17 protein-coding genes are annotated in these 20,056 nt (G+C 69.6%); 14 read left to right on the forward strand and 3 right to left on the reverse strand.

From position 1 onward, the window contains the following. Positions 1–62: 62 nt before the first annotated feature. Positions 63–551 carry a hypothetical protein gene (locus CLV01_RS01070; RefSeq protein ID WP_012202078.1) on the forward strand — a complete coding sequence of 163 codons (489 nt, stop codon included), beginning with the start codon at positions 63–65 and terminating at the stop codon, positions 549–551. 6 nt (positions 552–557) lie between these two features. Then, a complete protein-coding gene (locus CLV01_RS01075; protein ID WP_071953906.1) occupies positions 558–1,367 on the forward strand; it encodes a DUF4198 domain-containing protein in 810 nt (269 codons plus the stop codon). Between the two features lie 100 nt (positions 1,368–1,467). Here the strand turns inward: CLV01_RS01075 and CLV01_RS01080 are convergent, their stop codons facing one another. The 3 genes from CLV01_RS01080 to CLV01_RS01090 all read right to left on the reverse strand — a co-directional run bounded on the left by CLV01_RS01080 (position 1,468) and on the right by CLV01_RS01090 (position 6,023). After that, positions 1,468–3,399 carry a RecQ family ATP-dependent DNA helicase gene (locus CLV01_RS01080; RefSeq protein ID WP_034397618.1) on the reverse strand — a complete coding sequence of 644 codons (1,932 nt, stop codon included), beginning with the start codon at positions 3,397–3,399 and terminating at the stop codon, positions 1,468–1,470. Positions 3,400–3,619: 220 nt separating this feature from the next. Beyond that, positions 3,620–4,771, reverse strand: coding sequence for an acyl-CoA dehydrogenase family protein (locus CLV01_RS01085; RefSeq protein ID WP_099732558.1), 1,152 nt, complete (start codon positions 4,769–4,771; stop codon positions 3,620–3,622). A 10-nt stretch (positions 4,772–4,781) separates the two neighbouring features. Further along, positions 4,782–6,023, reverse strand: a complete 1,242-nt coding sequence (locus CLV01_RS01090) for a CaiB/BaiF CoA transferase family protein (RefSeq protein WP_043823313.1) — start codon at positions 6,021–6,023, stop codon at positions 4,782–4,784. A 94-nt stretch (positions 6,024–6,117) separates the two neighbouring features. Between CLV01_RS01090 and CLV01_RS01095 the strand changes: the two genes are divergently transcribed. The 12 genes from CLV01_RS01095 (at position 6,118) to CLV01_RS01150 (ending at position 20,043) form a co-directional block, all read left to right on the forward strand. Continuing rightward, positions 6,118–7,008, forward strand: a complete 891-nt coding sequence (locus tag CLV01_RS01095; RefSeq protein ID WP_034397621.1) for a LysR substrate-binding domain-containing protein — start codon at positions 6,118–6,120, stop codon at positions 7,006–7,008. A gap of 274 nt (positions 7,009–7,282) precedes the next feature. Then, positions 7,283–8,257 (forward strand): ABC transporter substrate-binding protein, encoded by a 975-nt coding sequence (locus tag CLV01_RS01100; protein WP_043823311.1) that lies wholly within the window; start codon positions 7,283–7,285, stop codon positions 8,255–8,257. A gap of 63 nt (positions 8,258–8,320) precedes the next feature. Next, positions 8,321–9,160, forward strand: coding sequence for an ABC transporter permease (locus tag CLV01_RS01105; protein WP_046240485.1), 840 nt, complete (start codon positions 8,321–8,323; stop codon positions 9,158–9,160). Then, positions 9,160–9,939, forward strand: a complete 780-nt coding sequence (locus CLV01_RS01110; RefSeq protein WP_012202086.1) for an ABC transporter ATP-binding protein — start codon at positions 9,160–9,162, stop codon at positions 9,937–9,939. The genes CLV01_RS01105 and CLV01_RS01110 overlap by 1 nt, the downstream gene beginning before the upstream one ends. Before the next feature lie 27 nt (positions 9,940–9,966). Further along, a complete protein-coding gene (gene hutC / locus CLV01_RS01115; RefSeq protein ID WP_049801468.1) occupies positions 9,967–10,737 on the forward strand; it encodes a histidine utilization repressor in 771 nt (256 codons plus the stop codon). A gap of 113 nt (positions 10,738–10,850) precedes the next feature. Then, on the forward strand, positions 10,851–12,422 hold the full coding sequence (hutH, locus tag CLV01_RS01120) for a histidine ammonia-lyase (protein ID WP_088166481.1): 1,572 nt from the start codon (positions 10,851–10,853) through the stop codon (positions 12,420–12,422). Between the two features lie 41 nt (positions 12,423–12,463). Then, positions 12,464–14,197, forward strand: coding sequence for a urocanate hydratase (hutU, locus tag CLV01_RS01125; protein ID WP_016447381.1), 1,734 nt, complete (start codon positions 12,464–12,466; stop codon positions 14,195–14,197). 23 nt (positions 14,198–14,220) lie between these two features. Continuing rightward, positions 14,221–14,781, forward strand: coding sequence for a HutD/Ves family protein (locus CLV01_RS01130; RefSeq protein ID WP_043783094.1), 561 nt, complete (start codon positions 14,221–14,223; stop codon positions 14,779–14,781). A gap of 28 nt (positions 14,782–14,809) precedes the next feature. Then, positions 14,810–16,105 (forward strand): imidazolonepropionase, encoded by a 1,296-nt coding sequence (gene hutI / locus CLV01_RS01135; protein WP_099732557.1) that lies wholly within the window; start codon positions 14,810–14,812, stop codon positions 16,103–16,105. Positions 16,106–16,115: 10 nt separating this feature from the next. Then, the gene (locus CLV01_RS01140) at positions 16,116–17,504 is read left to right on the forward strand and encodes an FAD-binding oxidoreductase (protein WP_099732556.1); all 1,389 of its coding nucleotides are present in this window, start codon (positions 16,116–16,118) and stop codon (positions 17,502–17,504) included. Continuing rightward, positions 17,501–18,646, forward strand: a complete 1,146-nt coding sequence (locus tag CLV01_RS01145; RefSeq protein ID WP_099732555.1) for a histidinol-phosphate transaminase — start codon at positions 17,501–17,503, stop codon at positions 18,644–18,646. The genes CLV01_RS01140 and CLV01_RS01145 overlap by 4 nt, the downstream gene beginning before the upstream one ends. Beyond that, positions 18,643–20,043, forward strand: a complete 1,401-nt coding sequence (locus CLV01_RS01150; protein ID WP_099732554.1) for a formimidoylglutamate deiminase — start codon at positions 18,643–18,645, stop codon at positions 20,041–20,043. Before CLV01_RS01145 ends, CLV01_RS01150 begins: the two co-directional genes overlap by 4 nt. Positions 20,044–20,056: the final 13 nt, after the last annotated feature.

Genomic DNA, 20,056 nt, shown 5'->3' on the forward strand with positions numbered 1-20,056 from the left:
GCCGGAAAGCCTCCACCACCATCGCAGCCGCCGCTGTATCTGCCTACTTCAGGAGTCGTTTCATGATCGAGTTCTCTCTGTCCCACCGCATGCTGGCCGCTGCCGGCCTGGCGGCCCTGCTCACCGCCTGCGCATCGCCCACGGCACCGTCCGCCAGCGGCCCGGCCCAGCCTGCGGGCGGGCATGGCCAGTCTGCCTTCATGGGCAGCTACGACGCCAACCGTGATGGCGTGGTCACGCGCCAGGAGTACGACACCGTGCGCAAGCAGCGCTTCCTGGCCGGCGACACCAATGGCGACGGCTGGCTCAGCGAGAAGGAGTACGTGGACGAGTTCGAGGCCCGCCTCAAGCAGCAGTACGCGGGCCGCCAGCCCGACGAGCGCTATGCCCAGTCCATGAAGCAGGCCCATGTGCGCTTCGGCATCGTGGACAGGAACCGCGACGGCAAATACACCGTGGAAGAAGACATGGCCATCGCCGAACGCAGCTTCAAGGAAGCCGACGTCAATGCCGATGGCGTCGTGGACAAGAACGACGTCAAGAAGCCCTGAGCGGACATGGCCAAAACCCCATCCAAGCGATTGGCCTGGTGGCTGCCGCTGCTGTCGGCCGTGTGCATCTCTGCCCAGGCCCACACGCCCTACCTGCTGCCCACCAGCTTCGAGGCTTCGCCCCGGGCCGTCATCAGCGTGGACGCCAGCTTTGCCGACAAGTTCTTCATCCCCGAAGTGGCTTTTGGCGAAACGCGCTTCACCGTGACGGCGCCCGACGGCTCGGTCACGCCCATGGCCGATGTGCGCCAGTTCAAGACCCGCACCGTGGCCGAGCACCAATTGCCCGACGAGAAGGGCACCTACCGCGTGAGCACCGGCCCGCGCCTGGGCGCCGTCTTCCGTTCGTGGGAGCGCAACGGCAAGGTGGAGACCGCGCGTGATCCCGCTACGCCCACGCCGGCCGATGCCAAGCTGCTCAGCCACTACCAGTCGCTGTCGGTCTCCGAGACCTACATCACGGTGGGCAAGCCCAGCCGGGCCGCGCTCGCGCCCTCAGGCAAGGGCCTGGAGATCGTGCCCGTCACGCATCCCGCCGACCTGTTCGCGGGCGAGAAGTTCGACTTCACCGTGCAATACGACGGCAAGCCGCTGGCCGCGCAGAAGGTGGAAATCTTCCGCTCGGCCATGGACCTGGCCAGCCAGCACAGCGTGGATGCACTGACCACCGATGGCGAGGGCCGCATCTCCTACGCCCTGCCCAAGTCCGGCATCTACCTGGCCCTGGTGCGCTACCGCGCCGACGCCCCCGCCGGCGCCGCCGCGCCGCAGTACGGCAACAACTACACGCTGACCTTCAGGGTGCTGGCGCAGTAAGGGGTTCCGGTTTCACGAAAAAGGCCTGCCGCCATGGAGGTGCAGGCCTTTTCTCATGGTGAAGCCCAGCCCCATGCGATGTGCATGAGGGCTATGCGCCTCAACCCGTGGCCACCACCCGCAGCACTTCGGCGCCGTAGGCGTCGAGCTTCTTGGCGCCCATGCCGCTGATGCCCTGCAGGTCGTCCAGCGAAGCCGGGTTGCGTTCGGCAATGGCGGCCAGCGTGGCGTCGTGGAAGATCACATAGGCCGGCAGGTTGTGCTCGCGCGCGACCTCGGCGCGCCAGGCCTTGAGGTTGATGAAGCGCACCTGGGCATCGGGGCCCAGGCTGGCAGCGGCCGCGTTGGGCTGGGTGGCGCGCTTGGAGGTGCGCGTGCGTGGCGCGGCCACGGCCTCGCGCAGCTGCACGGGCACATTGCCGCGCAGCACGTCGCGCGAGCCATCGGCCAGGCACAGGGTGTCGAAGCTGTGGCCGCTGTTCTCGCTGGTGATCTTGTGCAGGCCCAGGGCGCCCGTGGCCAGCAGCTGGCGCATCACGCCGCGCAGCTGTGGCTCGCTGTAGTCCTTGCCCAGGCCGAAGGTGGAGATCTTGTCGTGGCCGTACTGGCGCACCTTCTCGGTGTCCTTGCCGCGCAGCACGTCCATGATGTGGCCCGCGCCAAAGGTCAGCTGGCTGGCCTCGTGCACACGGTAGATGGTGGACAGCAGCTTGCGCGCGGCGTCCGTGCCATCCCACAGGGCCGGGGGCTCCATGCAGTTGTCGCAGTTGCCGCAGGCGGTCTTTGCCACGCGCTGCAGCGGCCTGCCTTCAATGTCCGTCTCTGCGTCTTCTCCCGGTGCGCCCAGGCCGTACTGCTCGCCGAAGTAGGCCAGCAGCCGCACGCGGCGGCAGTCCGTGGCCTCGGCCAGGCCCAGCAGGGCATCGAGCTTGCCGCGCATGACCTGCTTGAAGGTGTCCTCGGCCGGGCTTTCGTCGATCATGCGGCGCTGGTTGACCACGTCGGACAGGCCGTAGGCCATCCAGGCATCGGCGGGCAGCCCGTCGCGGCCTGCGCGGCCGGTTTCCTGGTAGTAGCCCTCGATGTTCTTGGGCATGTCCACATGGGCCACGAAGCGCACATCGGGCTTGTTGATGCCCATGCCGAAGGCGATGGTGGCCACGATGACGATGCCGTCCTCGCGCAGGAAGCGGTCCTGGTGCAGCTGGCGCGTCTCGAAGGGCAGGCCCGCGTGGTAGGGCAGGGCGGGCACGCCGGCCTGGCTCAGCGTCTGGGCCAGCTCCTCCACGCGCTTGCGCGACTGGCAATAGACCACGCCGGCCTCGCCCTCGTGCTCGCGCTCGATGAAGCGCAGCAGCTGGTTGCTGACGTCCTTCTTCTCGGCGATGCGGTAGCGGATGTTGGGGCGGTCGAAGCTGCTGACGAAATGCCGTGCGCTCTCGAGCTGCAGCCGCTCGACGATGTCGGCGCGCGTCAGCGCATCGGCCGTGGCCGTGAGCGCAATGCGCGGCACGCCCGCATAGCGCTCGTGCAGCACGCTCAGCGCGCGGTATTCGGGCCGGAAGTCATGGCCCCACTGGCTCACGCAGTGCGCCTCGTCGATGGCGAACAGCGACAGCTTGCCCTGGGCATGCAGGTCGTCGAGCAGGCCCAGGAAGCGCGGCGTGTTCAGGCGCTCGGGCGCGGCATACAGCAGGGTGATGTCGCCGCTTTGCAGGCGCCATTCGACTTCCTGCGTCTCGTCATAGGACAGCGTGGAGTTCAGGTAGGCCGCGCTCACGCCGGCCTCGTGCAGCGCGCCCACCTGGTCGTGCATGAGCGCGATCAGCGGCGACACCACCACCGCCACGCCGTGGCCCTGCTGCTGGCGCACGATGGCCGGCACCTGGTAGCACAGGCTCTTGCCGCCACCCGTGGGCATGAGCACCAGCGCATCGCCGCCGGCGACCACGTGCGAGACGATGGCTTCCTGCGGACCGCGGAATTGTTCGTAGCCGAACACGGCTTGCAGGACGGAATGCGCGGCGGACAACGGGGACTTCTTTCGGCAGAGGCGGCTGGCGCGGGAGGGAGCGGGATGCGGGCGCTTCCCGCAAAAAATGCGCTGCGGCCCGAAGGCCGCAACAGCCGCCATTTTGCGCCCCCTCGCAAGGTCCAGGGAAGACCTGGGGTTTGAGCCGCTCTGCATCAATGGCCTTTTCCGGGCGCGAGGGTGCCATTTTCAGATTTCTCCTAGCCACCCGCTGCTGCATTCAGCTGCCGCCCAGCACCCCACGCGCAATGATGCTGCGCTGCACTTCGGACGAGCCCTCGTAGATGCGCAGGATGCGTGCATCGCGCACCAGGCGCTCCAGCGGCATTTCGCGCGTGTAGCCGTAGCCGCCGTGGATCTGCAGGGCTTCGTCGGTGACGAAGCCCACCATTTCGGACGCATGGAGCTTGGCCATGGCCGAGTGCTGGGTGAAGGGCTGGCCGGCCTGGCGCAAGGCCAGGGCCTGCATCGTCAGTGCCCACGATGCCTCCAGGCGCAGCTTCATGTCTGCCAGCTTCCACTGGATGCCCTGTTTGGTGGCCAGTGGCTCGCCGCCGACCAGGCGCTGATTGGCCCATTGCGCGGCGGCGGCCAGGGCGGCCTCGGCCACGCCCAGGGCGGTGGCCGCCACGTCCAGGCGGCTGTTGTCCAGCACCTTCATCGCCGTCTTGAAGCCTGTACCCTCGTCCCCCAGCCGGTGGCTGGCAGGCACGCGCACGCCGTCCAGCGAGACCTCGAAGGCATGGCCGCCGCGGATGCCCATGAGTTTTTCTGGGGCCGAGACCTGGATGCCGGGCAGATCGCGCGGCACGATGAAGGCGCTGACGCCGCGCGCGCCGGCCTCCATGTCGGTCTTGGCGAAGACCACCATGAAGCGCGCCTCGGCGGCGTTGGAGATGAAGTGCTTGACGCCCGTGATCAGATAGTCTTCCCCATCGCGCACGGCGCGCGTGCGCATGTCGGCCGGGTGGGAGCCGCCGCGCGGCTCGGTCAGCGCAAAGGCGGCCAGCCATTGGCCGCTGGCGCAGCGCGGCAGCCACTGCTGGCGCTGGGCGTCGTCGCCGCCGATGAGCACGGCGTCCGTGCCCAGGTAGTGGGCGCCGATCATGGACGAGGTGGCCGCGCAGGCGCGCGAGATGGCCACCAGGGACAGCAGCATGGCCGTGGGCGTGACGCCGGGGCCACCCAGGGCCTCAGGCAGGTTCATGCCCATCACGCCCAGGGCCGACAGGCCCGGCACATGGCAGGTGGCGGACAGTGCCTCTTCGTCCATGCGCTGCGCCAGCGGGGCGAGTGCGTCGTCGGCAAATCGGGCCACGGCATCGGCAATGGCGTGGTCGTCGGCGGTGGTGCCCAGTCGTTGGAAGTTCATGGAGGTTCGCTCAATGTGATGGGGAAGAGGGGGCGGCGCCTGCGGTGCCCAGGGCACCGGATGCGCGCAGCGCGGCAATGGCTTCGGCGCCCCGGCCCAGCCACTGCGAGAGCAGGGCGTCGGTGTGCTCGCCCAGGGCCGGTGCGCGCTCGGCGCGGTTGGGTGCGGCGCCGCTGAAATGCACGGGCTGGGTGGGCAGGCGCAGGCCGGGCAGGCGCGGGTCCTGCACCGCGCCGAGCAGGCCGCGTGCCTGGCTCTGGGGCGACTCCAGCGCCTGGGCAATGTTCCAGATGGGGGCGGCGGGCACGCCCGCTGCATCCAGCGCGGCCACCACCTGAGCCACTTCATGCCGGCCGGCCCAGGCCTCGATGGCCTCGCGCAGCGCGGGTTCGTGGGCCGAGCGTGATTCGTCGCTGGCAAAGCGCGGGTCGCCGGCCAGGCTGCCCAGCTCCATGGCCTGCAGGGCGGCGGCGAACAGCTTGTTGTTGAGCACGGCCAGCGCGAAGTGGCCGTCGCCTGCGCGGTACACGCCGAACGGCGCGGACAGCGGATGGCGGTTGCCTACGCGGCGCGCGGGCCTGCCCGTGAACAGGTAGCGCGCCACCGAGGTGGCCAGAAAACTCAGCGTGGTGTCGAACATGGCCACGTCCACCTGCTGGCCCTGTCCCGTGGCGCGCGCCTGCAGCAGCGCGGCCAGCGTGGCCCAGGAGGCGAACAGGCCGGCCACCACGTCGCTGACGGCCTCGCCCACGACGGTGGGCGCGCCATCGGGCTCGCCCGTGGCCTCCATGAGGCCGCTCATGGCCTGCACGATGATGTCGTAGGCCGGCCGGTGGGCCAGCGGCCCGGTCTGCCCGAAGCCCGAGACGCTGACATAGACCAGGCGCGGATTGAGCGCCCGCAACTGGCTTGCGCCGATGCCCAGGCGCTCGGCCACGCCGGGCCGGAAGTTCTCCACCACCACGTCGGCCTGGGCCGCCATCTCGTGGACCAGGGCCACGGCCTCGGGGTGCTTGAGGTCCAGCACCAGGCTTTGCTTGTTGCGGTTCATCACCGTGAACAGCGCGCTTTCGCCGTTGTTCATGGGGCCGATGGCGCGGTAGTCGTCGCCCTGCGGCGGCTCGATCTTGACGACCTCGGCGCCCAGGTCGGCCAGCAGGGCCGTGGACAGCGGCCCGGCCAGCACGCGCGTGAAGTCGAGAATGCGCACGCCGTCCAGCGGGCGGGCGGTGAGGGGGGTGGACTCGGTCATGGGTGCAGCCTTGGACGGGGGGTCTATGGCTGCATGCTGGCGCGGGATTGAATCAATGGAAAATATTCATTCCTGATTCACTGCATTCAAAAAAATGATCCAAATCAGCCTGCGCCAGCTGGAGTATTTCGTGGCCGCCGCACGCCATGGCAGCACGGCGCGCGCGGCCGAGGCCATCGGCGTGTCCCAGCCGTCCATCTCCAAGGCGATTGCCGACCTGGAGGCGCTGTGGGGCGAGGCGCTGTTCGTGCGCCGCCATGCCAGGGGGCTGGATCTCACGGCGGCCGGCGCGGTGCGCAGCCGCGAGGCCCAGGCGCTGCTGGACGGCGCACGCAGCCTGCAGGGGCCGCGCACGGCGGCGATGGCGGGCGTGCTGCGCCTGGGTTTTCTGAGCACGCTGGGCGCGCGCTGGGTGCCGGCCCTGCTGGCGCAGATGCAGCGCCTGCACCCCGGCATTGCGCTGGAGCTGGTGGAGGGCGACATCGCCTCGCTCACGCAGCAGGTGGAGCGCGGCGAGCTCGATGCGGCCCTGCAGTACGACACGGGCCTGGCGCGTCCCCGCATGGAGCTGCTGCCCGTGGCGGCGCTGCCGCCCTATGTGCTGCTGCCGCAGCGCCATGCGCTGGCGGCCAGGACCAGCGTGGGGCTGGCCGAGGTGGCCCGCTACCCGCTGGTCCTGATCAACCTGCCGCACAGCCGCGAGTATTTCCTGTCGCTGTTCCGCGAGGCCGGCGTGACTCCGCTGGTGGCCCATGAGTTCGCCTCCATCGAAATGCTGCGCTCCATGGTGGCCAACGGCCACGGCCTGAGCGTGCTGACCACGCGGCCGGTGGTGGACCGCGCCCACGATGGCCAGCGCCTGGCCTGCCGCCGCATCCGGGGCCGCGTGGCCCCCCAGGGCGTGGTGCTGGCCGTGCCGGCGGGCAATGCCTCGCCGCTGATTGCACCGTTCTTGAAGGTGGCACGTGCCGTGATTGCACCGTAGCGGCGCGCAGCCCCGTGGCATGCACCACGGTGGTGAGCTGCTACCCGGGATTTTCCCCAGGTTGTATGGACAAGCTTGGTTGGCACGGCATTTGCTGTTGCTCTCCGTGTTGATCGCAGGTAGATGCAGGATGCTCGCTCCATCACCGGTTTGCCGGGTAATCCTGTATATACATGTCCGGTCGGCAAAAACACACTTCGGGCTCCCGCACTGGTCTGCCTGCGGACCCCGAAACTGCCATCGCCAACTTGCTTTCCCGACCGAGGAGTGCCACATGAGTTCGATCCCCACGTTCCGCCGCCTGCCCCTGGGGCCGCTGGCCGCCGCCCTCTGCCTTGCCGCCGCACTGCAGCCCGCTGCCGCGCAGGAGACCAAGATCACCCTGGGCATGTCGGGCTGGACCGGCTTTGCGCCGCTGACCCTGGCCGACAAGGCCGGCATCTTCAAGAAGAACGGCCTGGCGGTGGACCTGAAGATGATTCCGCAAAAGGACCGCCACCTGGCCCTGGCCTCGGGCGCCATCCAGTGCGCGGCCACCACCATCGAGACGCATGTGGCCTGGAACACCAACGGCGTGCCCATCGTGCAGATCTTCCAGATGGACAAGTCCTACGGCGCCGACGGCATCGCCGTGCGCAATGACGTCAAGGGCTTTGCCGACCTCAAGGGCAAGACGGTGGCCGTGAGCGCGCCGGGCACGGCGCCGTACTTCGGCCTGGCCTGGATGCTGCACAAGAACGGCATGACCATGAAGGATGTGAAGACCGTCTCCCTGGAGCCCCAGCCCGCGGCCCAGGCCTTCGTGGCCGGCCAGAACGATGCGGCCATGAGCTACGAGCCCTACCTGTCCACCATCCGCGCCAACCCGGCCGCGGGCAAGATCCTGGCCACCACCATCGACTACCCCATGGTCATGGACACGGTGGGCTGCGATCCCAAGTGGCTCAAGGCGAACACGGCCGCCGCCAAGGCCCTGGCCCAGTCGTACTTCGATGCGGTGGCCATGATCGAGGCCGACAAGACCAAGTCCTTCGAGATCATGGGCGCGGCCGTCAAGCAGGGTGGCGAGCAGTTCGGCAAGTCGGCCTCCTACCTGAAGTGGTCCGACAAGGAGGCCAACCAGAAATTCTTCGCCAACGAGCTGGTGCCCTTCATGAAGGAGTCGGCCGTGATCCTCAAGGAGGCCGGCATCATCCGCTCCATCCCCGAGAACTATGGCGTGATGTACGACGCCAGCTTCATCCAGTAAGCCCGCCAGGGGATGACCATGCAAGCCGCATCCACTTCCGCAGTCCAGCCGGCTAACAAGCCCATGACCCACGCCACACCGCACGCTCCCGCGCCCGCCGCGGCGCCAGCCCCCGTCCGCCGCCGCCGCATGGCGCCGCTGGAGCCCGTCAGCCCCACGGCCAAGTGGGTGCTGGGTGTGGCCTTCTTCGTGCTGTTCTTTCTCGTCTGGGCGGCTGTGACGCTGGGCGGCTTCGTCTCCCCGACCTTCCTGGCCAGCCCCATGACCATGGCGCGCGAGGGCGTGCTGCTGTTCACCGAGTACGGCTTCCTGCACGACATCGGCATGACGGTCTGGCGCGTGATGGGCGGCTTCATCCTGGCCTCGGTCGTGGCCGTGCCCCTGGGCATCGCCATGGGCGCCTGGAAGCCGGTCGAGGCCTTCTTCGAGCCCTTCGTGTCGTTCTGCCGCTACCTGCCGGCCTCGGCCTTCATCCCGCTGCTGATCCTGTGGGCCGGCGTGGGCGAGACGCAGAAGCTGCTGGTCATCTTCATCGGCTCGGTGTTCCAGATCACGCTGATGGTGGCCGTGACCGTGGGCGGCGCGCGCAAGGACCTGGTGGAGGCCGCCTACACGCTGGGCGCCTCCAACACCGGCGTGGTGCGCCGCGTGCTGATCCCGGGCGCCGCGCCCGGCATTGCCGAGACGCTGCGCCTGGTGCTGGGCTGGGCCTGGACCTATGTGATCGTGGCCGAGCTGATCGGCTCGTCCTCGGGCATCGGCCACATGATCACCGACAGCCAGGCGCTGCTGAACACGGGCCAGATCATCTTCGGCATCATCGTGATCGGCCTCATCGGCCTGGTGTCCGATTTCATCTTCAAGACCGTCAACCGTCGCATGTTCGAGTGGAGCACCCTGTGATGAATCTGCTGTCCATTCAAGGTGTTTCGCGCACCTTCACCAGCCACAAGGGCACGAGCACGCAGGCCTTGCTGCCTGTGGATTTCGAGGTCCGCGAGAACGACTTCGTCACCATCCTCGGCCCCTCGGGCTGCGGCAAGTCCACCATGCTGCGCATTGCGGCAGGGCTGGATTTTCCGACCACGGGCCAGGTGCTGCTGGACGGCCGCGCCGTGGACGGGCCGGGCGCCGACCGGGGCATGGTGTTCCAGAGCTACACGCTGTTCCCCTGGCTGACGGTGGCCCAGAACATCCGCTTCGGCCTGCGCGAGAAGGGTGTGAGCGAGGCGCTGCAAAAGGAGCGCAGCGACTACTTCATCGCCAAGGTGGGGCTGCGCGGCTTCGAGAACCACTTTCCCAAGCAGCTGTCGGGCGGCATGCAGCAGCGCACGGCCATTGCGCGCGCGCTGGCCAACGATCCCAAGATCCTGCTCATGGACGAGCCCTTCGGCGCCCTCGACAACCAGACCCGCGTGCTCATGCAGGAGCTGCTGCTGGGCATCTGGGAGGCCGAGCGCAAGACCGTGATGTTCGTCACCCACGACATCGACGAGGCCATCTTCATGGCCAACCGCGTGGCCGTGTTCAGCGCGCGCCCGGGCCGCATCAAGGCCGATATCCCCGTGAACCTGCCGCATCCGCGGCACTACACGGTCAAGACCTCGCCCGAGTTCATGGAGCTGAAAGCCCGGCTGACCGAAGAGATTCGCGCAGAGTCGCTGGCCGCTGCTGCACACTGACGCTTTTCCATGACCACTGCCCACACCATGTCTTCGCGTTCCACGGCTTCCCGACTTTCCGCAACGACGGCGGAGGTGCCCATGGCCCTGTACCAGCAGGTCAAGGACCATGTGCTGCGCAAGATCGCCGATGGCTCGCTGTCGGCCGGCGAGCGCGTGCCGTCCGAGCAGGAGCTGGTGCAGGAGTTCGGCGTGGCCCGCATGACGGCCAACCGCGCGCTGCGCGAGCTGGCCGAGCAGGGCGTGATCGTGCGCGTGGCCGGCGTGGGCTCCTTCGTGGCCGAGGAAAAGCCGCAGTCCACGCTGCTGCGCATCGCCAACATCGCCGAGGAGATCCGCCAGCGCGGCCATGACCACCGCTTCGAGCTGATCAGCGTGCGCCGCGAGTCGGCCTCGCCCGAGGCGGCCGCTTCGCTGCAGCTGTCTGCGGGCAGCTCGGTGTTCCACCTGCAGGGCGTGCATTTCGAGAACGACGTGCCCGTGCAGCTGGAAGACCGCCATGTGAACCCGCGCATGGCGCCGGACTTCATGGAGCAGGACTTCTCGCTGATCCAGCCTTCGGTGTATCTGGTGCGCAACGTGCCCTTCGACCAGATCGAGCATGTGGTGGACGCCATGCTGCCCACGCCCGAGCAGGCGCGCTGGCTGCAGATGGACGCGGACCAGCCCTGCCTGACGCTGACGCGCCGCACCTGGTACCTGGGAACGCCCGTGACCTGGGTGCACTGCGTGCATCCGGGCATGCGCTACCGGCTGGGCAGCCGCTTTCGCACCGACGGCGGATCGCACGACGGCTGAGGCCTGAAAGGCGGGGTTCCCGCTCTTGCGCTGTTCCGCTTCGATTGATATTGTATAGACAGGCATAGACATCCATCCCGGCACACCCTCCCAGACACCGACAGGGCATCACCATGAACACCATCACGACTCCCGGCCTCACCTCCCGTCCCGGCACCGCGCTGACGCTGCAGCCCGGCCAGGTCAGCCTGGCCCAGCTGCGGGCCATCCAGCAGGGCGGCGTGCGCCTGTCCATGGCGGCGCCCGCCTACGAGCGCATGCGCGCCGCCCAGGCCCATGTGCAGCACATCGTGGATGAGGACCAGGTCGTCTATGGCATCAACACCGGCTTCGGCAAGCTGGCCTCCACCAAGATCGCCCATGACCGCCTGGCAGAGCTGCAGCGCAACCTGGTGCTGTCGCACAGCGTGGGCACGGGCGATCCGCTGCCCGACGCCGTGGTGCGCCTGGTGCTGGCCACCAAGGCCGTGAGCCTGGCGCGAGGCCACTCGGGCGTGCGCCCCGAGCTGGTCGATGCGCTGCTGGCCCTGGCCAATGCCGACGTGCTGCCCGTGATCCCCGCCAAGGGCTCGGTGGGCGCCTCGGGCGACCTGGCACCGCTGTCGCACCTGGCCTGCGTGCTGATCGGCGAAGGCCAGGCCAAGATCGATGGACAGGTGGTGTCCGGCACCGAGGCCATGCGCCACGTGGGCCTGGAGCCCTTCGTGCTCGGCCCCAAGGAAGGGCTGGCCCTGCTCAACGGCACCCAGGTATCCACGGCGCTGGCCCTGGTGGGCCTGTTCCAGGGCGAGAGCGTGTTCGCCGCTGGCCTGGTGGCGGGCTGCCTGACGCTGGAGGCCATCAAGGGCTCGGTCAAACCGTTTGACGCCCGCATCCACGAGGCCCGCGGCCAGCTTGGCCAGATCGCCGTGGCCGCCGCCGTGCGCGAACTGTTGGACGGCAGCGCCATCGACACCTCCCACCCCCATTGCGGCCGCGTGCAGGACCCGTACTCCATCCGCTGCGTGCCCCAGGTCATGGGCGCCTGCCTGGACAACCTCAGCCATGCGGCCCGCGTGCTGGTGATCGAGGCCAACGCCGCCTCGGACAACCCGCTGGTCTTCGACAACGGCGACGTGATCTCGGGCGGCAACTTCCACGCCGAGCCCGTGGCCTTCGCGGCCGACATCATCGCCCTGGCCCTGGCCGAGATCGGCGCCATCTCCGAGCGCCGCATGGCCCTGCTGCTGGACACCGGCCTGTCGGGCCTGCCGGCCTTCCTGATTGCCGACAGCGGCGTGAACTCGGGCTTCATGATCGCCCAGGTCACGGCCGCCGCCCTGGCTGCCGAGAACCAGTGCCTGGCCCACCCCAGCAGCGTCACCAGCCTGCCCACCTCGGCCAACCAGGAAGACCATGTCTCCATGGCCACCTACGGCGCGCGGCGCCTGGGCGAGATGGCGCGCAACACCGCCGTCATCGTGGGCGTGGAGGCCATGGCCGCCGCCCAGGGCATGGACTTCGACCGCAGCCTGAACAGCTCCGAACTGATCGAGGCGCAGTACGCGCTGATCCGCAGCCAGGTTCCGCACCTGGACCGTGACCGCTACCTGGCACCCGACATCGAAACCATGCGCCAGTGGGCGCTTGCCACGGACTGGCCCCAGGCCATCGTCCGCCACCTGCCCAGCCACCAGGCTGCCTGAACCCCGCAACCGCTCACCCCCCCCGCATCCAGGAGATCGCCATGAACGCCAACGACGCCATCCTCAACGCCAACGCTGCCACGGCTGCCACCAATCCCCGCTATGACGCCAGCCGCGTCATCCGCGCCCCGCGCGGCAGCGAACTGCACTGCAAGAACTGGCTGGCCGAGGCCGCCTACCGCATGCTGCAGAACAACCTGGACCCCGACGTGGCCGAGAACCCCAAGGCCCTGGTGGTCTACGGCGGCATCGGCCGCGCGGCGCGCAACTGGGAGTGCTATGACCAGATCCTGGAGTCGCTGAAAAAGCTGGAGGCCGACGAGTCCCTGCTGATCCAGTCGGGCAAGCCCGTGGGCGTGTTCAAGACGCACGAGAACGCACCGCGCGTGCTGCTGGCCAACTCCAACCTCGTGCCCCAGTGGGCCAACTGGGAGCACTTCAACGAGCTCGACCAGAAGGGCCTGTTCATGTACGGCCAGATGACGGCCGGCAGCTGGATCTACATCGGCGCCCAGGGCATCGTGCAGGGCACGTTCGAGACCTTCGTCGAGGCCGGCCGCCAGCACTACAACAACGACCTCACGGGCAAGTGGATTCTCACGGCGGGCCTGGGCGGCATGGGCGGTGCCCAGCCCCTGGCCGGCGTGCTGGCTGGCGCCTGCGTGCTGGCCATCGAATGCCAGCAAAGCAGCATCGACTTCCGCCTGCGCACGCGCTACCTGGACAAGCAGGCGCGCGACATCGACCACGCGCTGGAACTCATCGCCCAGCACACGGCTGCGGGCGAGGCCATCTCCATCGGCCTGCTGGGCAATGCCGCCGAAATCCTGCCCGAGCTGGTGCGCCGCGCAAAGGCCGGCGGCGCCCGTCCTGACATCGTGACCGACCAGACCTCCGCCCATGACCTGATCAACGGCTACCTGCCCGTGGGCTGGACCGTGGACGAGTGGCGTGCCGCCGCCGCCGACCCGTCGCGCCATGCCCAGCTCAAGGCCGCCGCCGCCCAGGGCTGCGCCCAGCACGTGCAGGCCATGCTGGACTTCCAGGCCATGGGCATTCCCACGGTGGACTACGGCAACAACATCCGCCAGGTGGCCCTGGACCAGGGCGTGAAGAACGCCTTCGACTTCCCCGGCTTCGTGCCCGCCTACATCCGGCCGCTGTTCTGCGAGGGCAAGGGCCCGTTCCGCTGGGTGGCCCTGTCCGGCGACCCCGAGGACATCTACAAGACCGACGCCAAGATCAAGGAACTGTTCCCCGACAACAAGCACACCCACCGCTGGCTGGACATGGCGCGCGAGCGCATCAGCTTCCAGGGCCTGCCCGCGCGCATCTGCTGGCTGGGCCTGGGCGAGCGCCACAAGGCGGCCCTGGCCTTCAACGAGATGGTGAAGAACGGCGAACTCAAGGCCCCCATCGTGATCGGCCGCGACCACCTGGACTGCGGCTCGGTGGCCAGCCCCAACCGCGAGACCGAATCCATGAAGGACGGCACGGACGCCGTCAGCGACTGGCCGCTGCTCAACGCCCTGCTCAACACCGCAGGCGGCGCCACCTGGGTCAGCCTGCACCACGGCGGCGGCGTGGGCATGGGCTACTCCCAGCATGCGGGCGTGGTCATCGTGGCCGACGGCACGGACGAGGCCGCCGCCCGCCTGGGCCGCGTGCTCTGGAACGATCCGGCCACCGGCGTGATGCGTCATGCCGACGCGGGCTACGACATTGCCGTGGCTGCGGCCAAGCGCCATCAGCTGAACCTGCCCATGGTCAAGTGAGCCGCTTGCAGGACACCACGGCAATGCAGCGTTTCGACCTGAACCAGATCGCCGCCAGCCCCTGGAAGAACGGGGGCGGCAGCACGCGCGAGATCGCCTGCTGGCCGCCCGGGGCGGGCATGGAGGCTTTCGGCTGGCGCATCAGCGTGGCCACCATCGACCAGCCCGGCCCGTTCTCGGCCTTTGCGGGCGTGGACCGGCAGATCATGCTGCTCGATGGCGACGGCGTGCACCTGCGCGGCGAAGGCATCGACCATGTGCTGGACGCGCGCTGGCAGCCGTTTGCCTTCTCCGGCGATGTGGCGCTGGGCTGCTCGCTGCTGGGCGGCACTTCCACCGACTTCAACGTGATGGCGCGGCGCGGCCGGTGGCGGGCGCAGGTCCAGGTGCTGGACAGCGCTGCCGACGCTGGCCGCGCCGACGCCGGCCTGTGCATGGTGCTGCAGGGCAACTGGCAGGCGGATGGCGCTGCGCTCATCCCCGGCCAGGGCCTGTGGTGGAGCGCGCAGCAGCCCGACCCGCAGCAGCTGGTGCCGCAGACCGACGACGCGCGGCTGGTGCAGGTGCTGCTGCAAGCCTGCTGACGACCCACGACATCCAAGGAATCCCCCCATGACCGAGCCCCACGCACCCGCTTCTGCACCAGCTTCCGCACTCGCTCCATCCTCTTCGGCCGACGGCTGCTGGCAGAACCTGCGCCTGGCGCCTGACATGTTCGAGGCCGGCCAGGCCGTGGGTGACGCGGAGGATGCCTGCATCGTGGTGCAGCAGGGCCGCGTGGCCTGGGTCGGGCCGCAGCAGGCCCTGCCGCCCGCATATGCGTCCCTGCCGCGCCATGACGGCCAGGGCATGCTGGCCACGCCGGGCCTGGTCGATTGCCACACCCACCTGGTCTATGGCGGCGAGCGCGCCAACGAATTCGCCATGCGCCTGGACGGCGCCAGCTACGAAGAGGTGGCACGCGCCGGCGGCGGAATCGTCTCCAGCGTGCGTGCCACGCGCGAGGCCAGCGAGGACGAGCTGTTCGCCCAGGCCCTGCCGCGCCTGCAGCAGCTGCTGGACGAGGGCGTCTGCGCCATCGAGATCAAGTCGGGCTACGGCCTGGCGCTGGAGCACGAGCGCAAGCAGCTGCGCGTGGCCCGGCGCCTGGGCCAGGCCCTGGGCGTGACCGTGCGCACCACCTTCCTGGGCGCGCATGCGCTGCCGCCCGAGTACGCAGGGCGCAGCCAGGACTACATCGACCTCGTCGCCGGCACCATGCTGCCCGCGCTGGCGGCCGAGGGCCTGGTCGATGCGGTCGATGTGTTCTGCGAGCGCATCGCCTTCTCGCTGGCCGAGACCGAGCAGGTCTTCCAGGCCGCACGCCGCCTGGGCCTGCCCGTCAAGCTGCATGCCGAGCAGCTGTCGAACATGGAGGGGGCGGCCCTCGCGGCCCGCTATGGCGCGCTGTCGTGCGACCACATCGAGCACCTGTCCGAATCCGGCATTGCCGCCATGCGCGGCGCGGGTTCCGTGGCCGTGCTGCTGCCCGGCGCCTACTACACGCTGCGTGACACCCACATGCCGCCCATCGCGGGCCTGCGCGCCGCGGGCGTTCCCATGGCCGTCTCTACCGATCACAATCCGGGCACCTCCCCCTGCCTGAGCCTTTTGCTCATGGCCAACATGGCCTGCACCCTGTTCCGGCTCACCGTTCCCGAGGCCCTGGCGGGCATCACCCGCCATGCCGCGCGCGCCCTGGGCCTGCAGGACGAGCATGGCCTGATCGCGGCCGGCCGTCCCGCCCACTTCGTGCTCTGGCCCGTGCGCCATGCGGCCGAACTGGCCTACTGGTTCGGCAGCAAGCCTGACTGCACCATCGTGCGCCAGGGCCGCATCGTGCGGACCCGCAGGCAGGGGAGCCACTGAAAGCCTGCTCATGTCCCATGCACTGTTTCTCGATGAATTGATTTCCACCCTGGGCGCCGAAGTGGCGCAGCGCGGCGACGATGTGCCCGATCGCTACCACACCGACTGGAGCGGCACGCCGCCCCAGCGCCCGCTGGCCCTGGTGCGCCCGCGCAGCACCGACGAGGTCAGCGCGCTCATGCGCCTGTGCACGGCCCACCGCGTGCCTGTCGTGCCCCAGGGCGGGCTCACGGGCCTGGCCGGCGCGGCCGTGCCCGTGGCGGGTGCCGTGGCCGTTTCCATGGAGCGCATGAATGCCATCGAGGACGTGAACGCGCGCACCGCGCTGATGACCGTGCAGGCCGGCGCCACGCTGCAGGCCGTGCAGGAGGCGGCCGTGGCCGCAGGCATGGTCTTCGGCGTGGACCTGGGCGCGCGCGGCAGCTGCCAGATCGGCGGCAACGTGGCCACCAATGCGGGCGGCAACGGCGTGCTGCAGCACGGCATGATGCGCGAGCAGGTGCTGGGCCTGGAGGTGGTGCTGGCCGACGGCACGGTGCTGCCCATGCTGCGCCCCATGCTCAAGAACAACACGGGCTACGACCTCAAGCAGTTCTTCATCGGCTCGGAGGGCACGCTGGGCATCGTCACGCGCGTGCTGCTGCGCCTGCGTCCCGCGCCCCAGGCCCGCGCCACGGCCCTGGTGGCCGTGCCGGACTTCGATGCGGCGCTGTCCGTGCTCGCGCGCATGCAATCGCGCTTTGGCAACGGCGTGGCGGCCTTCGAGCTGATGTGGGACAGCTTCATCCAGGCCTCCATCCGCTGGCAGAAGCTGCAGCCGCCCTTTGGCCAGGCGCATGCGCTGCTGGCCCTGATCGATGTGGACGGCAAGGACGAGGCCACGCTGCGCGCCGACGTGGAAGAGGCCCTGGGCGAGGCCATGGAGGCCGGCGAGGTGGCCGATGCCGTCATCGCCCAGTCCGTGGCACAGGCGCGCCAGCTGTGGAAGCTGCGCGAGGCGCCGGCCGAGCTCAACACAAACATGCATCCGCCCGTCAACTTCGACGTCAGCCTGCCCCAGGCCGACATCGGCCGCTTCGCCGATGCCTGCCGCGCCGCGTTCGACGCGCGCTGGCCCGGCCACCACTCGCTGTTCTTCGGCCATGTGGGCGACGGCAACCTGCATGTCTCGGTGGACGGTGCCACCGCCAACGGCGACTGCGAAGGCGTCGAGGCCGCGCTGTACCACCTGGTCGGCGAGTTCGGCGGCAGCGTCTCGGCCGAGCACGGCATCGGCCTGCACAAGAAGCCCTATCTCGGCGCCAGCCGCACGCCGGCCGAACTGGCCGTGATGCGCGCCATCAAGCAGGCGCTGGACCCTCTGCATCTGTTCAATCCCGGCAAGGTATTCGACCTATGAACGCTCCCGCCCTCCACGCGATCCACACCCTGGCCCGCCCCGAAGTGCCGCCGCTGCCGCCGTACAACGCAGGCCTGTCCTCCGAGGCCGTGCGGGCGCGCTACGGCGTCACCGAGATCGCGCGGCTGGCGAGCAACGAGAACCCCTTTGGCGCCAGCCCCGCCGTGGCCCGCGCCCTGGCCGACCTGGCCCTGCATGTGGGCACCTATCCCGATGCGCAATGCACGGCGCTGCGCGCGGCCATCGCAGCGCGCACCGGCGTGCCGGCCGAGGCCATTGCCGTGGGCAACGGTTCCGAGGACATCCTGCAGATGCTCTGCCAGGCCTTTCTCTCGCCCGGCGACCGCGTGCTCACCCAGCGCCCGGCCTTCGGCCTGCACGAGATCTACCCGCGCATGATGGGCGCCCGCGTCGAGCTGCTGGAGCTGACGCCCGCGCTGGGCTTCGACGTCGATGCCTGGTGCCAGGCGCTGGCGCGCGGCCCCAAGATCGCCATGCTGGCCAATCCCTCCAATCCCGTGGGCTGCATGTTCAGCGCCGGCGATTTCGTGCGCCTGCTGGACGCCACGCCGCCGCAGACCCTGCTGGTGGTGGACGAGGCCTACTACGAGTACGCCCTGCACGCCGACGGCTACCCCGACGTGCTGGCCCTGCTGCGCGGCCGCGCCATGCCCTGGATCGTGCTGCGCACCTTCTCCAAGGCCTGGGGCCTGGCCGGCCTGCGCGTGGGCTACGGCCTGGCCAGCGACGCGGCCCTGGTGCAACTGCTGGACCGCGTGCGCACGCCCTTCAACGTCAACCAGGCGGCCCAGGCGGCGGCGCTGGCGGCCTGGGGTGACGAGGACTTCATGCAGCGCGGCGTGGCCGAGACCGTGCGCCTGCGCGATGTGCTGGCGCAGCGGCTGGCCGCCCTGCCTGCACTGCCCGCACTTCGGATGGCGCCTTCGGCGGCCAACTTCCTGTTCATCGACATCGGCCGCCCCAACGGTCCCGTGAACGACGCATTGCTGGCCCGGGGCCTGATCGTCAAGCCCTGGAAGGAGCCGGGCTTCGAGCACTTCATCCGCGTCTCCGTGGGCACGGAGGCCGACAACGAACGCTTCGTGCGCGCGCTGGCCGACATCCTGGAGGCCGGGCAATGAGCGGCATCGACCAGACACCCGACAGCCGCACGCTGTTCGCCGAGCACGCGCTGCTGCCCACGGGCTGGGCGCGCAATGTGCTGCTGCGCTGGGATGGCGCAGGGCGCCTGCTGGCCGTACAGGCCGACGCCCCGCCCGGCAACGCGCCGCGCGCGCCCGGCCCCGTGCTGCCCGGCATGCCCAACCTGCACTCGCATGCCTTCCAGCGCGCCTTTGCAGGCCTGACCGAATACCGCGCCGAGGCCCAGGACAGCTTCTGGAGCTGGCGCGACCTCATGTACCGCTTTGCCGCGCGCATCACGCCCGAGTCGCTGGAGGCCATCGCCACCTGGCTGTACGTGGAAATGCTGGAGGCCGGCTACACCTCGGTCTGCGAATTCCACTACGTGCACCACGACCGGGATGGCCGGCCCTATGCCGACGACGCCACGCTGTCCCTGGCCCTGCTGCGCGCCGCGCGCAAGGCCGGCATGGGCATCACCCTGCTGCCCGTGCTCTATCAGACCAGCGGCTTCGGCGGCAAGCCGCCGCGCGCCGACCAGGCGCGCTTCATCCGCAGCACGGACAACATGCTGGCCCTGCTGCAGCGCCTGCTGCCCGAGGCGCGCGCACAAGGCGCGGCCCTGGGCCTGGCGCCGCACTCGCTGCGCGCCGTGCCGCCCGACAGCCTGCGCGTGGCCGTGGAGGGCCTGACGGCGCTGGACGCGCGCGCACCCGTCCACATCCACATTGGCGAGCAGACACAGGAGGTGGACGACTGCCTGGCCTGGAGCGGCCAGCGCCCCGTGCAATGGCTGCTGGAGCATGCCCCCGTGGACGCACGCTGGTGCCTGGTCCACGCCACCCACATGACGCCCGGTGAATACGCGGGCGCCGCGCGCAGCGGCGCCGTGGCCGGCATCTGCCCCACTACCGAGGCCAACCTGGGCGATGGCATCTTCGACATGCCGCAATGGCTGGGCCACGGCGGCGTCTGGGGCGTGGGCTCGGACAGCCATGCCTGCGTCAACGCGGCCGAGGAACTGCTGATGCTCGAATACAGCCAGCGCCTGTCGCTGCGCCAGCGCAATGTGCTGGCCGGCCCCGACCCGCAGGTGGGCACCGCGCTGTGGACCGCTGCCGTGCAGGGCGGCGCCCAGGCCGCAGGCCGCTCCGTGGCCGGGCTGGCTGTGGGCCAGCAGGCCGACTTCCTGGCGCTGGACGCAGGCCATGTGGCACTGGCCGGCCTGCCGGTGCAGGCCATGGTCTCGGCCCATGTCTTCGGCAGCCACCGCAGCAGCGCCCTGCACAGCCTGTGGGTGGGCGGCGAGCGCCGCGTGCAGGCCGGCCGGCATGCGCTGCACGAGGCGGCGGCCCGCGGTTTTGTCGCAGCGCGCACGGCCACCCTGCAATCCTGAGGCACCCGCATGC

The sequence above is a fragment of the Delftia sp. 60 genome, from assembly GCF_002754395.1.
GTDB lineage: Bacteria > Pseudomonadota > Gammaproteobacteria > Burkholderiales > Burkholderiaceae_C > Comamonas > Comamonas acidovorans.

What these genes read in the sequence shown, in the direction of transcription:
- hutI (WP_099732557.1), top strand. Translation starts at nt 14,810, where the DNA reads ATGACCGAGCCCCACGCACCCGCTTCTGCACCAGCTTCCGCACTCGCT.
- CLV01_RS01070 (WP_012202078.1), top strand. Translation starts at nt 63, where the DNA reads ATGATCGAGTTCTCTCTGTCCCACCGCATGCTGGCCGCTGCCGGCCTG.
- CLV01_RS01110 (WP_012202086.1), top strand. Translation starts at nt 9,160, where the DNA reads ATGAATCTGCTGTCCATTCAAGGTGTTTCGCGCACCTTCACCAGCCAC.
- CLV01_RS01090 (WP_043823313.1), bottom strand. Translation starts at nt 6,023, where the DNA reads ATGACCGAGTCCACCCCCCTCACCGCCCGCCCGCTGGACGGCGTGCGC.
- CLV01_RS01095 (WP_034397621.1), top strand. Translation starts at nt 6,118, where the DNA reads ATGATCCAAATCAGCCTGCGCCAGCTGGAGTATTTCGTGGCCGCCGCA.
- CLV01_RS01150 (WP_099732554.1), top strand. Translation starts at nt 18,643, where the DNA reads ATGAGCGGCATCGACCAGACACCCGACAGCCGCACGCTGTTCGCCGAG.
- CLV01_RS01145 (WP_099732555.1), top strand. Translation starts at nt 17,501, where the DNA reads ATGAACGCTCCCGCCCTCCACGCGATCCACACCCTGGCCCGCCCCGAA.
- hutH (WP_088166481.1), top strand. Translation starts at nt 10,851, where the DNA reads ATGAACACCATCACGACTCCCGGCCTCACCTCCCGTCCCGGCACCGCG.
- CLV01_RS01075 (WP_071953906.1), top strand. Translation starts at nt 558, where the DNA reads ATGGCCAAAACCCCATCCAAGCGATTGGCCTGGTGGCTGCCGCTGCTG.
- hutC (WP_049801468.1), top strand. Translation starts at nt 9,967, where the DNA reads ATGTCTTCGCGTTCCACGGCTTCCCGACTTTCCGCAACGACGGCGGAG.
- CLV01_RS01085 (WP_099732558.1), bottom strand. Translation starts at nt 4,771, where the DNA reads ATGAACTTCCAACGACTGGGCACCACCGCCGACGACCACGCCATTGCC.
- CLV01_RS01100 (WP_043823311.1), top strand. Translation starts at nt 7,283, where the DNA reads ATGAGTTCGATCCCCACGTTCCGCCGCCTGCCCCTGGGGCCGCTGGCC.
- CLV01_RS01105 (WP_046240485.1), top strand. Translation starts at nt 8,321, where the DNA reads ATGACCCACGCCACACCGCACGCTCCCGCGCCCGCCGCGGCGCCAGCC.
- CLV01_RS01130 (WP_043783094.1), top strand. Translation starts at nt 14,221, where the DNA reads ATGCAGCGTTTCGACCTGAACCAGATCGCCGCCAGCCCCTGGAAGAAC.
- CLV01_RS01140 (WP_099732556.1), top strand. Translation starts at nt 16,116, where the DNA reads ATGTCCCATGCACTGTTTCTCGATGAATTGATTTCCACCCTGGGCGCC.
- hutU (WP_016447381.1), top strand. Translation starts at nt 12,464, where the DNA reads ATGAACGCCAACGACGCCATCCTCAACGCCAACGCTGCCACGGCTGCC.